The sequence below is a fragment of the Arthrobacter sp. efr-133-R2A-120 genome, from assembly GCF_030209835.1.
In the GTDB taxonomy this organism is placed as follows: Bacteria; Actinomycetota; Actinomycetes; order Actinomycetales; family Micrococcaceae; genus Arthrobacter.
This window is the reverse complement of record NZ_JARVRF010000036.1, coordinates 154,171-172,184: the sequence shown is the minus strand read 5'-3', so window position 1 is coordinate 172,184 and position 18,014 is coordinate 154,171. Positions and strand designations below refer to the sequence as shown.

At 63.6% G+C, this 18,014-nt stretch carries 19 protein-coding genes; 5 read left to right on the top strand and 14 right to left on the bottom strand.

What is annotated here, in order from left to right; translation table 11 throughout:
* Positions 1-303: 303 nt before the first annotated feature.
* Positions 304-1,107, bottom strand: a complete 804-nt coding sequence (locus QRN52_RS17150; RefSeq protein WP_269994168.1) for an IclR family transcriptional regulator — start codon at positions 1,105-1,107, stop codon at positions 304-306.
* A 286-nt stretch (positions 1,108-1,393) separates the two neighbouring features.
* Between QRN52_RS17150 and QRN52_RS17145 the strand changes: the two genes are divergently transcribed.
* Together QRN52_RS17145 and QRN52_RS17140 are read left to right on the top strand one after the other, a co-directional pair.
* On the top strand, positions 1,394-2,893 hold the full coding sequence (locus QRN52_RS17145) for an amino acid permease (RefSeq protein ID WP_284754496.1): 1,500 nt from the start codon (positions 1,394-1,396) through the stop codon (positions 2,891-2,893).
* Between the two features lie 67 nt (positions 2,894-2,960).
* Positions 2,961-3,596 carry a LysE family translocator gene (locus QRN52_RS17140; RefSeq protein WP_284754494.1) on the top strand — a complete coding sequence of 212 codons (636 nt, stop codon included), beginning with the start codon at positions 2,961-2,963 and terminating at the stop codon, positions 3,594-3,596.
* 30 nt (positions 3,597-3,626) lie between these two features.
* On the opposite strand, the gene QRN52_RS17135 is transcribed toward QRN52_RS17140, so the two are convergent.
* On the bottom strand, positions 3,627-4,307 hold the full coding sequence (locus tag QRN52_RS17135; protein WP_284754492.1) for a hypothetical protein: 681 nt from the start codon (positions 4,305-4,307) through the stop codon (positions 3,627-3,629).
* Between the two features lie 252 nt (positions 4,308-4,559).
* On the opposite strand from QRN52_RS17135, the gene QRN52_RS17130 reads away from it, so the two are divergent.
* The gene (locus QRN52_RS17130; protein WP_284754491.1) at positions 4,560-4,844 is read left to right on the top strand and encodes a hypothetical protein; all 285 of its coding nucleotides are present in this window, start codon (positions 4,560-4,562) and stop codon (positions 4,842-4,844) included.
* A gap of 2 nt (positions 4,845-4,846) precedes the next feature.
* Positions 4,847-5,068, top strand: a complete 222-nt coding sequence (locus tag QRN52_RS17125) for a helix-turn-helix domain-containing protein (RefSeq protein WP_284754490.1) — start codon at positions 4,847-4,849, stop codon at positions 5,066-5,068.
* Here QRN52_RS17125 and QRN52_RS17120 read toward each other — a convergent pair.
* The 8 genes from QRN52_RS17120 to QRN52_RS17085 form a co-directional block, all read right to left on the bottom strand.
* Entirely contained in the window at positions 5,046-6,140 is a 1,095-nt protein-coding gene (locus QRN52_RS17120; RefSeq protein WP_390282674.1) for a LacI family DNA-binding transcriptional regulator, read from the bottom strand. The two genes, QRN52_RS17125 and QRN52_RS17120, sit on opposite strands and share 23 nt — an antisense overlap.
* Positions 6,141-6,177: 37 nt before the next feature.
* On the bottom strand, positions 6,178-7,083 hold the full coding sequence (locus QRN52_RS17115; RefSeq protein WP_284754489.1) for a carbohydrate ABC transporter permease: 906 nt from the start codon (positions 7,081-7,083) through the stop codon (positions 6,178-6,180).
* A complete protein-coding gene (locus tag QRN52_RS17110; RefSeq protein WP_284754488.1) occupies positions 7,080-7,961 on the bottom strand; it encodes a carbohydrate ABC transporter permease in 882 nt (293 codons plus the stop codon). The genes QRN52_RS17115 and QRN52_RS17110 overlap by 4 nt, the downstream gene beginning before the upstream one ends.
* Before the next feature lie 46 nt (positions 7,962-8,007).
* A complete protein-coding gene (locus tag QRN52_RS17105; RefSeq protein WP_284754487.1) occupies positions 8,008-9,342 on the bottom strand; it encodes an ABC transporter substrate-binding protein in 1,335 nt (444 codons plus the stop codon).
* A 47-nt stretch (positions 9,343-9,389) separates the two neighbouring features.
* Positions 9,390-10,826, bottom strand: a complete 1,437-nt coding sequence (locus QRN52_RS17100; RefSeq protein WP_284754486.1) for a glycoside hydrolase family protein — start codon at positions 10,824-10,826, stop codon at positions 9,390-9,392.
* 153 nt (positions 10,827-10,979) lie between these two features.
* On the bottom strand, positions 10,980-12,122 hold the full coding sequence (locus tag QRN52_RS17095; protein WP_284754485.1) for a GGDEF domain-containing protein: 1,143 nt from the start codon (positions 12,120-12,122) through the stop codon (positions 10,980-10,982).
* 46 nt (positions 12,123-12,168) lie between these two features.
* Entirely contained in the window at positions 12,169-12,912 is a 744-nt protein-coding gene (locus QRN52_RS17090) for a 3-hydroxybutyrate dehydrogenase (RefSeq protein WP_284754483.1), read from the bottom strand.
* Positions 12,909-14,285, bottom strand: a complete 1,377-nt coding sequence (locus tag QRN52_RS17085) for an MFS transporter (protein WP_284754481.1) — start codon at positions 14,283-14,285, stop codon at positions 12,909-12,911. Before QRN52_RS17085 ends, QRN52_RS17090 begins: the two co-directional genes overlap by 4 nt.
* A gap of 129 nt (positions 14,286-14,414) precedes the next feature.
* Between QRN52_RS17085 and QRN52_RS17080 the strand changes: the two genes are divergently transcribed.
* Positions 14,415-15,311, top strand: a complete 897-nt coding sequence (locus QRN52_RS17080; RefSeq protein WP_284754480.1) for a LysR family transcriptional regulator — start codon at positions 14,415-14,417, stop codon at positions 15,309-15,311.
* Between the two features lie 96 nt (positions 15,312-15,407).
* On the opposite strand, the gene QRN52_RS17075 is transcribed toward QRN52_RS17080, so the two are convergent.
* From QRN52_RS17075 to QRN52_RS17060, 4 genes are all read right to left on the bottom strand, one after another.
* Positions 15,408-16,298: a spermidine synthase gene (locus QRN52_RS17075; protein WP_284754478.1), complete on the bottom strand. Its 891-nt coding sequence runs from the start codon at positions 16,296-16,298 to the stop codon at positions 15,408-15,410.
* Positions 16,299-16,388: 90 nt separating this feature from the next.
* Positions 16,389-16,892, bottom strand: a complete 504-nt coding sequence (locus QRN52_RS17070; RefSeq protein WP_284754476.1) for a GNAT family N-acetyltransferase — start codon at positions 16,890-16,892, stop codon at positions 16,389-16,391.
* Positions 16,893-16,907: 15 nt separating this feature from the next.
* Entirely contained in the window at positions 16,908-17,591 is a 684-nt protein-coding gene (locus QRN52_RS17065; protein ID WP_284754475.1) for an O-methyltransferase, read from the bottom strand.
* Between the two features lie 43 nt (positions 17,592-17,634).
* Positions 17,635-17,958, bottom strand: coding sequence for a thiamine-binding protein (locus QRN52_RS17060; RefSeq protein ID WP_284754473.1), 324 nt, complete (start codon positions 17,956-17,958; stop codon positions 17,635-17,637).
* Between the last annotated feature and the right edge of the window lie 56 nt (positions 17,959-18,014).

Genomic DNA, 18,014 nt, shown 5'->3' with positions numbered 1-18,014 from the left:
TGCCGCGCGCGGCCTTGACCGGACGAGCTCCGGTAGTGAAATCGGCGGGTGCCATGATGACTCCTTCGTCTCTGGAGGTTGCTAGGTGGAAGTTCCTTCTGTATCCAGTAGAGCCCCTCCGCAAGGGTCTTGGAATGGCTTTATGGAGGGTGCTGTCCGGAATACCAGACTCAACTGGCTAGCACTTGATGTCGTTATGAGGGCCCAAAAACGACAACTAATGCGGGGGCCCACGCCGCCAGGGTTCCCTTGCCGAGCGAAGCGAGGTTAGGGAGGCGGTGGGGACTAGTTGGGTGGGGAGGGTTAGGAGGGACGCCCGTGGATGCGGATCGAGAGTTCGTCCGCTGTCTTCTGGATGCGGGCGGCCAGTGCGGGCCATTCCTCAACCGGCACCCGGTCCTCGAGGAATGTCACGGCGACTGCCGCCGTCGGCCATCCCAAATGGTCGGTGACGGCGGCGGCCACAGAACCGAAGCCAGGCGTGACTTCGCCGTGCTCGGTGGCGTAGCCGCGCTGCCTGACCTGGTCCAAATGCGAGGACAAGGCCGAGTACTTCATGATGGGCGATTCCATCTCGTGCCGGGCAGTAAAGGCGGCGGCATTCGGGTACAGGGCCCTGACCTGCGATTTCGGCAGGGCGGCCAGGATCGCGCGCCCGCTGGCCGTGAGGTGGCTGGGAAGCCGGACCCCGACGTCGGTCACGAGGGACGGGCGGTTCTTGGCCCGTTCCTCCACGATGTAGAGCACATCGCGGCCGTGCAGGACGGCCAAGTGGGCGCTCTCGCCGATCGCATCCACCAGGGCGGCAAGCATGGGGCGGCCGAGCCGCGACAAAGGCTCTTGCCGCGAGTACGCCGAACTGAGTTCAAAGGCGCTGATACCCAGCCCGTAGCGCTGCTCCTCATGAAGGTGGAGGACGAAACCGTTGGCCTCCATGACGCCAAGCAGGTGGTAGACACTGGACCGGGGAAGGCCAAGCGCCGTGGCGATGTTTGACGCGGCCATCGGGCCACGCCGGGAAGCGAGCAACTTCAGGATACGCAGGGTGTTCTCGGCGGCCGGGACTTTGGAAGCGGCCCGGCCTTGGGTGGACGGCTGTATGGTCATGGCTCCTCTTCGAGTGCACGGTAATGCCCGGCCTGCCCCTCCGCCACAAAGACGGCAAGGTGGGTGTCCGGGATCCCGTACTTAAGCGTGCGCCCCATGGAGCGGATCTAAAAGCCAATCAGAACATTAAGGTGTCTGGAATACCAGACATTTGCCCACGAGGCAATCGCTCCGCGGCGCAGCGTCTGAGAACCGAGACAACGATGCGCCGTGAGACCCATCACAGGACGCTCCGAAATGGTCTGCTGGTTAACAGTCCCCCTCCCAATGACGAGAAGGTATTCGCATGCAGCAAGCCCCAACAGCCGTCAGGACGCCGGCCGCCAAAGTCGTCGAAGGCGTCGAAGGCGTCGAAGGCGCGGTAACCACCGTTCTCAGCCGTGGCCTCAATGTCCGCCACATCCGCTTCATGGCCCTCGGTTCGGCCATCGGAACAGGTCTCTTCTACGGTTCTGCGTCTGCAATCCAAAAGGCCGGCCCGTCGGTTCTCTTCGCATATATGATCGGTGGCGCCGCCGTCTTCATGGTGATGCGGGCCCTCGGCGAGATGGCCGTCCGCCACCCGGTCTCCGGCTCGTTCGGCCAGTACGCCAGCCGCTACCTCGGACCGCTGGCAGGATTCATCACCGGGTGGACCTATGTCTTTGAAATGGCCATCGTGGCGATCGCGGACGTGACGGCATTCAGTATCTACATGGGCTTCTGGTTCCCGCAGGTGGACCGATGGATCTGGGTCCTCGCGATCATCCTCCTCCTTGGCGCCATGAACCTCCTGAGCGTCAAGGTCTTCGGGGAACTCGAGTTTTGGTTCTCGCTCATCAAGGTGGTGGCCATCATCGCCATGATTGCGGGCGGCGCTGCGATCATCGTGTTCGGCTTCCACTCCGGCAACGGCGGCGCGGCACCGGGGCTGGGGAACCTCGTTGACCACGGCGGCATGTTCCCGAACGGTTTCGGCGGACTCCTGGCCTCGTTCGCCGTCGTGATGTTCGCCTTCGGCGGGATCGAAACGATCGGCATCACGGCAGGCGAAGCCGCCGACCCCAAGAAGGTCATTCCGCAGGCCGTCAATACCGTCCCGGTGCGCGTACTGCTGTTCTACGTCCTGACCCTCGGTGTGCTCATGAGCCTGTTCCCCTGGAACGAAATCGGGAACAACGGCAGCCCGTTTGTGCAGATCTTCAGCGGCCTCGGCATCCCCGCCGCGCCCCACATCCTCAATGCCGTGGTCATCACCTCGGCACTGTCAGCCATCAATAGCGACATCTTCGGCGCCGGACGCATCCTCTTCGGGCTCTCCCAGCAAGGACATGCCCCGAAGAGTTTCGGCAAGATCTCAAGGCACGGCGTTCCGTGGATGACCGTGGTCCTCATGGGCGGAATCCTGCTGGTGGGCGTGGTGCTCAACGCGGTAATCCCCGAGGACGTGTTCCTGGTGATCGCTTCGATCGCCACTTTCGCGACGGTGTGGGTGTGGGTCATGATCCTCGCCTCGCATGTCGCCATGAAGCGGGAGATCAAGCGCAAGGGACTCCCGGCGTCGGAATTCGCGTCGCCGTGGTGGCCCGCGGCGTCCGTGTTGACCATCGCGTTCATGGCCCTGGTGATCGTCATCCTTGGCGTCTTCGAGGACACCCGCGTGGCCTTGTATGTAGGCGCTGTGTGGCTCGGGCTGCTGGTGCTGGCCTATAAGCTGTGGGTTCGCGGTGGCGGCCGGGTGCGCGCCGACCTGGTCGACGAGACGTCCTCTATTCCCGTGGTCGCCCAGTACGCCGAGCGTCCCTGACGAGGACGACGACCGCGGCCCGCCACTAACCATCGACCGTCACCGCAGGCAAGCGCTATCATCAGGAATGGTTCCGTTCACCAACCTCCTGGCGTTCGCGCTGGCCGCACTGGTCCTCATCGCAGTCCCCGGTCCAAGCGTTCTTTTTGTGATCGGGCGTTCCCTCGCCCTCGGCCGCAAAGGCGGGCTCCTCAGCGTGCTCGGGAACGCCCTTGGCATGGTTCCGCAGATCATCGCTGTGGCTCTGGGGCTCGGTGCGGTCCTGGCGCAGTCGATCGTGCTGTTCACCATCATCAAGTTCGCCGGCGCAGCGTATTTGGTCTACCTCGGGGTGCAGGCGATCCGTCACCGTGGCGGGCGTTCGACGGCGGCCGGGCCGGCTCCGTCGCGGTCCATGTGGCGGCTGATCCGCGAGGGCTTTATCGTGGGTGCGAGCAACCCGAAGTCGATCGTGTTCTTCGTGGCCGTGCTGCCCCAATTCGTGGGATATTCGAGCGGCAGCATTCCCCTTCAGCTCGCCGAGCTGGGGGCCGTTTTCCTGGTGATCGCGCTGATATCCGACAGCATCTGGGCCCTTGCCGCGGGAACGGCACGCCATTGGTTTGCCCGCTCCCCGCGCCGGATCTCCACCTTGGGAGCAACGGGCGGGGTCATGATGATCGGGCTGGGCGGAACCCTGGCGCTCACAGGCACCAAGTCCTAGCGGGCTGGAAGCCCGGGAGCAATCGCTGAATCAGCCGGCCGGAAGCCAATCCACGTGCGAATCCGAGTCGTAGACCCGGCAAACCCGCACGCTGTCCTGGGCAGGACCATCAACAAGCTTGGTGGTGATCTTCATGAGGATGTCGTACGAGGCCAGACCGGAGGCCGCGGTTGACTGCACCGGGTTCCCGGAGAAGGCAATCGAGACAACCGTGAATGGTCGCGGAACCACTGTTCCGGTCACTATTCCGGAGTTGGTGGCGTCGCTTTGAAGCCGGGCGGTGCAGCTGTCCTTGATGCGTTGGATCCCGGCCGCGTCAAGGCCCGGTGCCACAGGGGCCGGAGCAGGGGCCGCAGGGGCAGGAGCAGGAGCGGCGGGAGCCGGTGCCGGTGCCGGTGCCGGTGCGACCGGGTTATCGGGCTTGGCACTGCTCGCCGGGGCGGAGACCGGGGCCTGGCTTGAAGGCGCAGCGCCGGGTGATGTTGCCCCGGCCGAGGCGTGAGCGGCTGTCGCTGACGCCGTGGCACTCGGCGTCGCGGTCGGCATCTTGGTTCCACCAGGCGCAGAGGCCGCCGCGCTGATGGTAGTCGACGGCGCGGCGCCGGCAATTGAGTTTGATGATGTCTGCGTGGCGTTGAGGGTGATCGCACCTGCCAGCCCGACCGCCACCACGCCCGCAACCACGATTCCTGCTTTTGCAGCTCGCCTCATTGTTCCCCCTCCCAGACCTGACGGAACATTTGCTTTGAGCGTAGGGACTGTTCAACCGGGCTGGCGCGCGTGGCCCCTACCCGTCTTTTGCCCTGACTACTCGGGCGACCACTTGCTTGCCTTGGGACGTGATCCGAGTAGTGCGCCAAGTGACGTGAGTGGCCCATGTGGCATAACGGGTGCAAGTCACTCATGTGTCTCGTGTGGCCCGCGACTACCCTTGGCACCAGCAACTGCAAGGAAGTGGTTCTGATGTTTGATCCCACATCGAGGTACATCGTTCAGATGCGGGTGCGCCGGGTCTTCGCGCCGGCCAGAACACTACGCCGGATATTTTCCCGGGCAGCCAAGCAGGCCAAAACGACTGCGTCCCCGTTCAAGGTGGGCGACTACTTGGCTGGAGACGATCCCTTCAACGGGTCCCAGGAAGGCGTGGTGGCCGTCATCAAAGGCTCAACGATTGGCTTGCGAACCGTCGTGCCAACGGGTGGCACGGTGGTCTACTACGACTACCGCCAGTTGAGGAGGCCGTGGTGAACATGGCTGCAGCAGACATTCCAGCCAACCGGTTCATGACAATCGCCGAGGTTGCCCAGGCACTGCGGGTGTCCAGGATGACTGTCTACCGCCTCGTGAACTCGCACGCAATCCACGCCGTGCGGTTCGGGCGGTCCTACCGTGTTCCGGAATCGGCCGTGGAATCCTACATCGAGCATTCCGCCGTGGACGAGGCCGGGCCTACGGTAAGCGAGGAGCAGTAAGGGTATTCGGTCCAACGGATTCGCGCTCCACCGGAGGGCATTCAAGCTTTACCACCGGGCTGCCCGCCGCTTCGTCGACGCCGAGGAGCAGGCGCACGCCCGCGGCGCCGAGCTCGTAGTGCGGCAGCGCAACCGTGGATAGTGGTGGCCGCATGTGTGCGGCAATGACTTCCTGGTTGTCGAACCCGACGACGGCCATGTCTTCGGGAATGGACAACCCTCGCTGCTTCAGCCCGTCGTAGAGACCCATGGCCATACGGTCGTTGTAGCAGAAGACTGCCGTGACGTCCCGCTTGAGCAGTTCCTCGACTGCTCCGTAGCCGCCTTCCTGGTCAGGATACGCGTCGAACACGAGGTGTGGATCGAAAGCGATTCCTGCAGACTCGAGCGCTTCCCGGTAGCCCTGGAGGCGTCCGTCCTTCGCAGGGGCAGGAATCGTCGCGTTGATGAAGGCGATCCGTCGGTGCCCCTTGCGCACGAGGATTTCCGTGGCTTCCCGTCCGCCATGGACTTCATCCGGGACCACCGCCAAGGCGTCGGAGTCCGGGGAGAAGCAGTTCACCAGCACGAAGTCGGTCTCTTGCAACGCAGCGGGGATCTCGGTTGGGCGGTGGAACCAGGTGGAGTAAAGGATGCCGCGAACCTTGTGCTCGAGCATCATCGAGATGGCGTCTTTTTCCACGGGCTCGTCGCCCTCGGTATTGGCGACCAACAGAACGAATCCGTGCTTCCAAGCTTCGTCCTGGGCGCCATGGATGATTTGCCCTGCGAAGGGAGTCGTGGCGATCGCGTCAGCGACGAGGCCAATGAACCGTGAACTGCCGCTCACGAGGTTCTTCGCGAGGGCGTTTGGGCGGTATCCCAGTTCACGGATGGTTTCCAAGACGCGTTTGCGGGTCGCGGCGCCGATCCTGGCGTCTTTCTTGTTGTTGATCACGAGGGAAACCGTGGCAACGGAGACTCCAGCCCCTTCCGCTACCTCCCGCATCGTCACCGGATGACTCGTCCTCGGAGTCGTCGGTGGATGCGAGGGGTTCACCTCGGGTTCTTTCAAGCTTTTTTCAGACGTCATTGGCCCTCCTCTCACAGTCTATCCAGTGGCCGCTTTCTCACCCCTTCGTCGCCCCGCTTTCGAGGCCCTGGATCATCGCCTTGTTGAGGACGAGGAACACGAGCAGCAAAGGCGTGATGGTGATGCAAACGGCGGCGAATGTCGCGGTCCAGTCGACCTTGCCCATTGCTCCGATGTAGTTCTGCAGCCCCAGCGGGATCGTCTTGAGCCCTTCGGAAAGCACGAACGTGTTCGCGAAGATGAAGTCATTCCAGATGAAGATGCTGTTCACCAGGACCACCGTCACTACCGTGTTGGTCGAGAGCGGAAGGGTGATCAGCCCGAAGATCCGGTACGGGCCGGCGCCGTCCAACGAGGCTGCCTCATAAGTCTCCCGGGGAATGTATTCAAAGAACGATGAGAAGAGGTAGATCGACATGGGAAGGGCGAACCCCGCCAAGGGAATGATCATCGATTGGTAGGTGTCCAGCAGGTTCACGGACGAATAGTCGATGAACAGCGGCACAAGCGCGATCTGCACCGGCACGATGATGCCGATCAGGAAGAGGCCACGGACGAATTTGCTGAAGCGGAATCCGAGGACCTGCAACGCATAGGCCGCCATCATCCCCAGCAGGACGATCAGGAGGTTGGCACCCATCGTGACGATGAAACTGTTCAGGATGTTCTGGCCGAGGTTGCCTGTCTGGAACGCACGAACGTAGTTGTCGAAGCTTATGGAGCTCGGCAGCGCGAAGGGATCACCGGTGGCGAAGTCGTGCTCGTTGCGCAGGCTCGTGAGGAACAGCCAGGCGAGGGGATAGACCTGCACCACGACGATGAGGACGATCAGCGCCCTCGACAAGCTTCGGAAGAAGTTTGGCTTACGCCGCCGACGTTGGGGCGCCGGCGTGCTTGGCGGGGCGGGGATCGGCCGGGTAACGGGGGCTGTTTGCGCGGTCATGCGTCAGCCTTTCGTTTGAGCATGAGCAAGATGAATCCGACGGCGACGAGGCACTCCACCACGATGAACACCGAGATGGTGCTGGCGTAGCCGAAGTCGGTGCTGGTGAACGCGGTTTTGTACATGTACGTCGTCAGGAGCTCCGAGGACTGGCCGGGACCGCCGTTGGTCATGAGGTAAGGGATATCGAATCCGCGCAGGCCGTAGGTCGTGGCCATGATGGTGGTGGTGATCCACACGGGCCGGATGTGCGGGAACCTGATTTTGGTGAACAGCTGCCATCGATTGGCGCCGTCCAGGCGTGCCGCCTCTTCAAGTTCCTGCGGGACGGCGAGCAGCGCCGCATAGATGATGAGCATGTAGAGTCCCGTGAACCGCCAGCCTTCGGGTGCTGAAACCGCCGCGAGGACAGTATTGACGTCGGAAAGCCAGGGACGTTCGAGGGCGCCGAGACCGATCCAGCCGAGGACCTGGTTGAGAAGCCCCACCGGGTCGATCGAATAGATGCGTACGAAGAGGAAGGCGATGGCTACCGTCGAGATCACCGCAGGCAGGAGATACAGGGTTTTGACGAGTTCGCGGCCCCTTCGCAGCGAGGTCAGGAGGCTGGCGACGAACAACGCGCCGCCCAACTGGAGGACGAGGCAGATGGCGAGGTAGCCGAGGGCGTTGAAGAAGGAACGCCAGAAAACGCCGTCACCAGTGAGCATGTGCACGTAGTTCGCGAAGCCCACGAACTCCATGTCACTGATGCCGTTCCAGGAGAAGAAGCTGAGGAACAGCGACTGCAGGATCGGAAACAGCACGGCGACGCCGTAGAGAAGCAGCGGCGGGAGCAGGAAGACCAGGACTGAGAGTCGTGATCGATTGGGAAGCATGGGAGGGCCTTTCGGGTGGGGGGCCTGAGCCCCCCACCGCTGCGTGTTATTTGAAGAACTTAGGAGCGTTCTGTGCGATGGTGCTATCCATCGTGCTGGTGAACTCGGCCGGCTTGACGTTGCCCTGGGCCAAGAGCACGAGCTCTTGCTGCAGCCTGCTGTTGGTGGTCGGATCAAGCTGCGTGTCCCAAGGCATCGCGAGCTTCGATCCGAGATCCTTCGCCTGGTCGATTGCCTTCTTGTACAGCGGCGTGGCGTTGGCAGGAATCGTCGTCTGGACATTCGTGGTCGGCGAGAGGGCGCCCGTGGCCGCATATTCCGAGGGGTACTTGGCAAGTGCGAACTTCAGGAAGTCGCTCACGAGCGGGTCGAAGGTCTTCGAGTTGACCGCCATGCCGATCCCGGAGGTTGCCACGTACTCATTTGCGGCCGTGGCGGAGCTCGGCGTGGCCGGAAGCGTGAAGTAGTCGACGTCGTTACGCACCGTTGGGTTCAGCTTGTCGGTCGCGAGGCTGGACAGTTCCCAGGTGCCGATGTTGTACATGGCGGCCTTGCCGGAGGTGAACAGGTTCTGGGCGTCGGAGTAACCCTGGGACGAGAAGCCGTCCTGGAAGCAACCGGCTCCTCCGAGCTGGCTTATCCAGTTGACTGTCTTCTGGCCGGTGGCGTCGCTGAACTTCGCGTCACCCTTCTTGAGCTTCTGCACGAAGTCGGGTCCGGCGTCGCGGAAGGGCTGGTAGGAGACATAGCGCTCAAGCGGCCACTGGTCCTGGCCGTCAAGGGCGAGGGGCGTGATCCCGGCCTTGCGCAGGGCGGTGCACATCGCGGGGATGTCGTCGAGTGACTTCGGCACTGATACTCCAGCCTGCTGGAAGAGAGCCTTGTTGTACCAAAAGTACTCGAGCTCGAACTGGAACGGGATCATGTAGAGGGATCCGTCGTCGAAGCGTTGGTAATTCAGTGCGTTCGTCCGGTACGTGTCGTAGACACCGAGGTCCTTGAGCAGCTTCTCGGCATCGACCATCTTGCCTTGCTTGGCGAGTTGCTGGGCGAAGGGGGTCGCGTCCGTATCGAACAGCTCGGGAAGCTTGTTCGCGGCGGCAAGGGTTTCGTACTTCTGGATGTACGAGGGCCGGTCGGGGGTCGTGATCAGGTTGAGGGAAAAGCCGGGATGGTTCTGGGCGTATTCATCAGCGATCTTTTTCATGATGTTGATGACCGCCCCGTCAGCCGGCCGGGACAGAAGCCACGAGATTTGCCGTGGTTTGATGTCTCCAGTTGGGTTGACGTTGGAGGCGCTGCCGGCACCTCCACCGCCGCAGGCGGAGAGGGCGAGGGCTGCGGCCGCTGCTACAGCGGCCGTTCGCATGAGTTTCTTCATGGGGGGACAATCTCCTTTGATTTGAACGGAAGCCTGGCGCTGGGTATTTAGTTGTCTGTGCGCTTACGTATCTCAAGTTCAGTGAGAGTGGTGGTGCCTTCACCGGCGAAAACGCCGATCCGCCCGTCCGGTAGCCCGTAGATCCGGGCGCTTAGGGCGACCTGCCGGTCGACGACGGCGACGCAAAGGTCCCCGTCAACGACAAGTTCGAGGATGTGCTCTCCGGGGACGAGCTCGCAGGGGCGTTCCAGCTCGATCTCGAAGGGGACATCCCCCGAGACGTGCCATTGTGCGTCGCCGGTTATTTCGCGGGGCCATCGGTCAAACACCATGTGTCCGCGCTTCGGTTCCAGGCGGATGATGTAGGACTCATCCCCGTCCGCGCTTGAGCGGAGCAGCAAGCCGCATTCGGTGGTATCGGGTTCTATCTGCAGCACCGCCCGGGCGTAGAACTGCTGCGGGAGGACCTCGTCGGACACAATCGCCGTGTACCCGCCGGGAGAATGCAGCGCCGCAGGAAGATCGCTGCCGAGGCTTACCGGGATGTCGTCCCAGAAGCTGTCGACAAGTTCGTCGGCGAGGGAAAAGGCGAGGGTGCCGTCGTCGTTCTGCCGGGCCTCGAGGACGGACATCGTTCCCGCCCACTGCCAGGCGCCGTCGTCGTGGTTTTCCGCTTTGCTGGCGATCCAGCCGAAGAAGAACCGGCGGCCATCCCGCTCGGCCGTCTTCGAGGCATAGAAGGCGCGGCCGTCAACGGTGTCCCGCGCCGGCACGATCCAGGGCCCGTCGGGACTCTTCGCCATGCGGTAGCGGGTGGTGAACGACTCGGAGAATTCCGAATAGACCAGGTACCACCAGTCGCCCCAAGCGAAAACGTCGGGGCATTCGTGCGTGATGTAGCGGCGCGGATCCCAGAACGGCTCAGTGTGCTCCCAGCTCATCAAGTCCGCGGACACGCATTGGGCGATCACTCCGCGACGGCGGTCCGGACCGTCCGCGTGCCGTGCGGCCAGCAGCATCCGCCACAAACCGCTGGCCTCGTCCTTGAAGACGAACGGATCGCGCCAGTCGCCGGATTCGTAGCCGGCCGGGGCGCCGAAGGTCAGTTCCGGATGCTTGACCCACGTCAGCATTCCGTCCGTGCTCGTGGCGTGCATGACGAGTTGCAGCGGGGCCCCGTCGGAGCCGAGGTGCCGGGGATTCTGTCCCGTATAGAACAGGTGGTGAATTCCGGACTCGTCGCACACCACACTGCCGGTGTAGGCATTGAAGTCTGCCTCGACCTCCCTGCCATGATGCAGCGACACTCCATGGTCCTCGAACCGCGTGAGGTCCTTGGTGGTCACGAGGTTCCAGGATGTTCCCGGCTTCGGGTCGTTCCGCACCTCGTGCAGATAGAAAAGCCAAAACTCCCCGTCTTTCTGGAACGGGATCACGTCTCCGACCCATCCATCGGTGGGTTGGAAGAAGACTGAGTAAGTCATCGGCGTTGATGTCCATTTCTGCTAAAGCGTTTGATCACTGCAAGCGTAACCGAGGTCACACTTTTGATCAAGCGTTTAAGCAGATTGTTTTAAGGGCTTATCCCAGGGGTGCAGGATCGGCTCAGCGCTGCGCGAGTCAGCGCGCGACGGCGGTCAGGAAGTTGCGCAGACCGCGCGGTTCCGTCCAAGGGACTTGGCCTGGTAGAGGGCTTTGTCGGCGGCCGCGATCATGGGGGCCACCTCAGCGTTGGCGAGGGTGCTCGGGGCGATCCCATAACTCACCGTGGGGAAGGTGACGCCGTCCGGTGGTTCTGCCGAGGCCAAACGGCGGCTGATTTCGTTGGCAATGATTTCTGCGCTCTCCAGGTCGGCCCCTGGAAGCAGGATGGTGAATTCCTCTCCGCCATACCTCCCGACAAGGTCTGTGTGGCGGACTGAAGCCTGGCACGCGGCGGCGAAGGCCTGGATGGCGGTGTCGCCCGCCGCGTGGCCATGGCTGTCGTTGAGGGCCTTGAAATGGTCAAGGTCGGCGAGGATCAAGGTGGAGATCGACCCCGCAGAGTGCAGCCTGCTGATTTCCTGGGTTGCCAGCTCCATGAAGGCGGTGCGGTTGAGGAGCCCCGTCAGGCCGTCCCGGGTGGCGCGTTCGTTGAGCCCGTTGATGAGCTGCTCGTTGCTCAGCGCAGTCATGCTGAAGGACACGGTGACCAGAAGCACGATAGTGACCACGCTGGTGGTTGCGGAGCTGAGATAGGTGCCAAAGTCCGGGCCGTCGGGGCCTTCCAGAACGTAGGCGATCCCCCGGCAGAGGAAGAACGACGCCAGTACCCCTGCGGCGAGCGCCAAGGAGCGGTGGGCGTGTGAAACGCTGGGCTTCAACCGCCAGAGTTCCACTGTTGCCAGACCCATGCCCAAGGACATCATGGCCAAATACACCAGGCCACCGGACCACGCATTGGTGGCTGGATTCTCCAGCGAGGCGGCCACAGCGGTGGCAGCGGGCCCGGTGAGGAGCTGCCATCGCGGCGTCGGAAGCAAGCGCAGGGAACGCGAGCCCGCCCACACGCTGAACGCCCCTGCCACCAGCAAAGCGTTGCCGAGGGGACCCGCCCAGATTTGCTGGGATGTCCCGGTGAGCAGGTACGCCATGTTGCCCGAGAGCAAGAAAACGAGGGCGAGGCACCACCAGCCGCTGTACGCGGAGCGGGTCCGGCGGAACGATCCGAAAAACAGCAGGCAGAGCGTAGACGCGACAATGCCCAGAGCTATCTTCAAGCTGACCGGATCGAGACCCATATTCGCTCCCCTCGTGCGCACCAGCCTACGACATCGAGGGGGTAAGTTAGCGGGCGGACCAGCCCCCGTCCATCGTGTAGCTGGCCCCGGTGACCATGCCGGCGTCGTCGGACGCTATCCACGCTGCCAGCGACGCGACTTCCTCGGGCTCCACGAGGCGCTTCACCGCGGACTCCGTCAGCATGACCTTCGCGAGGACCTCCGATTCAGGGATGCCGTGCAGCAGCGCCTGGTCCGCGATCTGCTTCTCGACGAGGGGCGTGCGCACGTACCCCGGATTGATGCAGTTGGAGGTGACACCGCGCTGGCCGCCTTCAAGGGCCGTTACTTTGCTGAGCCCCTCGAGCCCGTGCTTGGCCGAGACGTACGCGCTCTTGAACGCCGACGCCCGCAGCCCATGGACCGAAGAAATGTTGATGATCCGGCCGAATCCGTTGGCGTACATGTGCGGGAGTGCGGCCCGGATGAGCAGGAAAGGGGCCTCGAGCATGAGGGCCAGGATGCGGCGGAAGTCTGCCGGCTCGAACTCCTCGATGGGAGCGACCTTCTGGATGCCGGCATTGTTGACGAGGATGTCGCAATCCAGGCTGAGTCCGGCGAGCGCCTCGGTGTCGAGCAAGTCGACGGCCCAGGCGGTACCGCCCAGCTTGTCGGCGAGCGCCGCAGCTCCGGCGGCATCGACGTCGGCCACTACAACCTTCGCGCCCCGCGCGGCGAGGGCCGTGGCACATGCCGCCCCGATGCCGCCCGCCCCGCCGGTGACCAGGGCCTTGCGGCCCTCCAGGCTCATGCGCGGGAACCCATGGGGAGGCCGTGGCGAACGGCGTCGGCGTTGTCAACGTCTTCCAGCGCCACCCCGCGGGTCTCCTTGAGCGTCAAGACGACGACGGCGGTAATCGCGCAGGAGATCACCAGGTAGATTGCCGTGGGCATCCAGGATCCGGTGTCCTTGAGCCATTGGGTCGCCAGGAGCGGGGCCAGCGAACCGGCGAAGATCGAGGTGACCTGCGAGCCAAGGGAGACGCCCGAGTAGCGCATCCGGGTGGGGAAGAGCTCGGTCATGATTGCCGGCTGCCCTGCGTACATGAAGGCGTGCAGGCAGAGGCCGATGGTCACGGCGGCAACGATCACCACCGGATTCCTGGTGTCGAACATGGGGAAGGCGAAGAACGGCCAGGTGGCACCGCTTATGGCACCGATCAGGTAAACCGGCTTGCGCCCCCAAGTGTCTGCCAGCCGGCCGATCTGCGGGATGACGACGAAGTGGACAACGTGTGCGATCAGCAGGGCGAGCAGCAAGGACGAGGTGTCGTACTTGTCCACGCTCTTGAGGTACACGATAGAGAAACTCACCACAAGGTAGTACATGATGTTCTCGGCGAGCCTCAGTCCCATGGCCTGCAAGATGCCCCTTGGGTACTTGCGGATGACTTCGCCGACGCCGTAGCTGATGGCTTGTTCCTTCTCCACCTGGGCCTTCGCCTCAAGGAAGATCGGGGCCTCGGTCACGTGGGTGCGGATGTAGTAGCCCACGAAGACGATCACGGCAGAGAGCCAGAAGGCAACACGCCATCCCCAGCCGAGGAAGGCCGCGCTGCTGAGGGTGGTGGACATGATGAACAGGACCAGCGTGGCGAGGAGGTTGCCGACGGGAACGGCGGCCTGCGGCCAGCTTGACCAGAATCCGCGGGACTCCTTGGGGCTGTGTTCTGCCACCAGCAGCACCGCGCCGCCCCATTCGCCGCCCAGCGCGAAGCCCTGGATGAAGCGGAGCGCCACGAGCATGGCCGGCGCCCAGTAACCGAGGTCCGCGAAGCCGGGGAGGCAGCCCATGAGGAAGGTGGACACGCCGACAATCACGATGGTGAGCTGCAGGGTGGGTTTGCGGCCGAGCTTGTCGCCGATCTGGCCGAAGACGATCCCGCCCAGGGGCCGGGCCACGAAGCCCACCGCGTACGTCAGGAACGCCTGGATGATGCCATCAAGGTCGTTGCCCGTGGGCGGGAAGAAGTACTTGCCGAAAACCAGCGTTGCGGCGGTGGCGTAGAGGAAGAATTCGTACCATTCCACCACGGTGCCCACCATCGAGGCGGCAACGATCTTCTTGAGGCCTGCGCCTTTTCCGGTGGCGGCGCCTGTTGCGGAGCGTTGTCCTACGCTCATGTCCATCTCCTTAGTGTCCACACTGACACGTGCTGTGATCCACAACACGAAATGCTCCAATGAGTATTGCCGCACATTACGGGTGCATCAATGGCCAAAATGGCACCAAGTGTGTGCAGAATTGCAGATATGAATCCGAATCCCGACGACCTCCTGGTCCTCCTCGCGGTATCGCGCTCAGGAAAGTTCACGACGGCGGCCCAAGCCTTGGGGCTGAACCACACCACCGTTTCCCGCAGGATCGCCGCGCTTGAGAAGGCGCTCGGCGGCAGGGTCCTCGCGCGGGCGGCAGGTGGCTGGGAAGTCACGGAGCTCGGCGCCGAAGCCGTGGGCGTGGCAGAGCGGATCGAAGCGGCGGTGGGCACGCTGGGACCGGAAGACCACACGCCGGACCCCATTGCCGGTGTCGTGCGCATGACCGCAACTGACGGTTTCAGCGCATACATTGCAGCGCCCGCCGTGGCGCGCTTGCGGCGATCGCATCCGGGCCTCACCGTGGAGATCATCACCGTGACCCGCCGTGCGCTCCAGCAGCGTTCCGGCCTGGATCTGGAGGTGGTGGTGGGCGAACCCCAGGTGCACCGGGCCGAGGCCGTGCGGCTGGGCGAGTACATGCTGGGAATGTATGCCTCGCGCGAGTACTTGGCTTTCCACGGAGTACCGGGCACCGTGGAAGAGGTGACGCGGCATCAGTTGGTCTATTTCGTGGACTCCATGCTGCAAGTGGACGATCTCGACGCCCCTCGCCGGCTGGTCCCGTCCATGCGCGACGGATTGAGCTCCACTAACGTGTTCGTCCACGTGGAGGCCACCCGCGCCGGGGCCGGTATCGGCTTCCTGCCGTGCTTCATGGCGGACCGGCACCCGGACCTGGTGCGGCTGCTGCCCGCCGATTTCGCGGAGCTGCTCCCCTATTGGATGGTCCTACGGCCCGACTCGATGCGCCGCCCCGCCGTTGCCGCCGTCGTGCATGCGCTGCAAGAGGAGACGGCCGCCCACCGCGAGCTGCTGCTGGCACGCCGCTAAGGTTCCGACGCTCGCTCACATACAGGCCCTCCCCGGCCCACGCTCGCTCACATACAAGCCCTCCCGGGCCGACGCTCGCTCTCATACGAGTGGGAGTCAGACGGCTGGCCGAGGGTCGTGCCGGACCTGGGCGCCGACGGCGAATGCCCGGACCTTGGCATCGCGCCAGATATGCGCGGGAACCGCCCCGCCGAGCAGCTTCCGGGCCAGTTGGGGATCGTCGCCGAAGGGCTCGTGGCTTCCGGCCATGATCATGTTTCCGTATCGCCGCCCTTTGAGCATCGCGGGGTCGGCAATGATCATGGTGTGCGCGAAGGTGTCTGCGATGGTCGCGGCGTCTTCGCGGGCGTTCTTGAGGTCCGGGGCATCTCCGGAATTCACCACGTAAAGCCCGCCCGGGGCCAGCACCCTCTGCGCGTGATCGTTGAATTCGCGGGTTGTGAGCGCCCTCGGAGTGAAAGCGCCGGCAAAGACGTCCCGGATGATGAGGTCGCGGGTGTCCGGAGTGAGGCCTTCCGTGACTTCCCTGGCTTCGCCCACACGGATTCGAAGCAGCGGGGCCTTCGGGAGATCGAACCAGCCGCGCACGTATTCGGCCAGCTTGCCGTCGAGCTCCACCACCACTTGGCGTGCATCCGGGTACGCGGCGTGGAAGTACCGGGCCAGGGAACACGCTCCGCCGCCGAGATGCAAGGCACGAAGCTTCGGCCTGGACTCGGGGGGCCATTTTGATTCAACCAGCGCCGCAATCCAGCGCATGTACTCGAAGTCCAGGAACAACGGCTCTGCAACATCGATGTGCGAGCTCATGACGCCGTTGATCTTCAGGAGCCAGCCGTTGGAATTGTCGGGGTCGGCAACGAGTTCGCAGTCGCCGGTGTCGATGTAGTAGACGCCCTCCACGGGACCGTTCGGCTTCGTGCCCGCGGGCACCTCGATGACCCCGGCGGATTGCCCGGCGCCCCTGCCCTTGCCACGCTTCGCCACTACAGCCGCCCTCTTCCGGTCATGCTTCAACCATAATTGACGCCGCTGCCTAGCGGTCAGCCCCCGACGGCGGCACGCACCATCCGGCGGTCAGCCCCCGACGGCGGCACGCACCATCCGGATCTCCGGCAGTTCGTGCCATTCGGGCGGCAAGAGCTGGCGCGTACCATCGGCCCGGAAGCCGTTCTTGCGGTAGAAAGCCTGGGCCCGGGGGTTGTCTTCAAGCACCCAAAGAAAGGCGGCAGAGTTGCCGATCACGGCGTCGACCAATGCTTGCCCCACGCCCAAACCGTGCACGCGACGCAAGGTATAGATCACCTGCAGTTGCAGCTCGCAAGGCCGGCCCTCCTCCGGGGCCTCGCGAGCGAAGGCGATGCCCACCAAGGCGCCGTCGGAATCATGGGCGAGCATCGGCTTGTACGAACCAGCCAAAGCTTCCCGCTGCCTCTCGATCCGCGTGTTGATGGTGGCCTCACGGAAGTCGAAGAACTCCTCGGGCAAGAGGTGCCCGTAGCTTTCCCGCCAGGCAGCCAAGTGCATGCGTGTCAGGGGTTCAGCGTCGTCCACCGTTGCCGGGCGGAGGGTAAATTCCATCCGCCCAGCCTAGCGTCACACCACCCGGGCTATCGCGAAGCCGTCCCATCCCTTGGATCCAACTGTTTGGATTGCCGTTGCGTCGAGGCGCGGATCCTTGCCCATCATCTCAAGCGCCCCCACGATGCCAGGAGCGTTCACCTCGTCCATGGAAGGATCCAGGATTGCTCCCTCCCAGATGACGTTGTCCATCACGATCACGGTGCCCGGCCTCCCGAGCCTGATCGCCCAGTCCAGGTAGTTGGAATCGTTCTCCTTGTCGGCATCGATGAAGACGAAGTCGAATGGACCGTCCCGCGTGGGATCTTCGGCCAGCGCCGCAAGGGTCTCCAGCGCCGGGCCGATCCGGATGTCTACTTTGTGGCCGATGCCAGCCATGTCCACGTTCGCCCGGGCGATTTCAGCGTGTTTCGGGAGGTATTCGCACGTGACCAGGCGGCCGTCGTCGGGCAATCCCTGGGCCATCCAGATCGCGCTGAAGCCGGCCAAGGTGCCGATTTCCAGCACGCGCCGCGCCCCGGACAGCTGCACCAGCATCTTGAGCAGCTTGCCGGCGTTGGGCGCCACTTCGATAGGCGGCATCCCGGCGTCGACGGCGGACTGTACCGCGTGTGTGAGCGCGGCGTTCGGGCGGACGACGGCGGTGGACAAGTATTCCTCGACGGCCACCCAGCCAGGCTGGGCCTTGTGTTCAAACATGGCCCCAGTCTGGCACCGGGCACGGGGCGGAGGGAAGGACCGGCTACTCGCCTTTGTTGATCGCGTTCTCCAGCCGCTCGACTTTGCCCGTGAGTTCCCCCGTGTATCCGGGCCGGATATCCGCCTTGATCACCAAGGACACCCGGTTTCCGTACCTTCCCACGGCCTCGGTGGCGCGCTTGACGACGTCGAACACCTCATCCCACTCGCCCTCGATGGTTGTGAACATCGAGTCCGTCTGGTTGGGGAGCCCGGATTCGCGGACGATCTTCACGGCCTCGGCAACGGCGTCGTGCACCGAGCCATCAACGGATACGGTGCCAGCAGCGGGCTGGCCGGACGGGGCAACTGAAAAGGCAAGCAACATGAATCCAGTCTTTCACGGGCAAGAATGTCACAAAAGTGATTGGAGCCCCTCCGTTG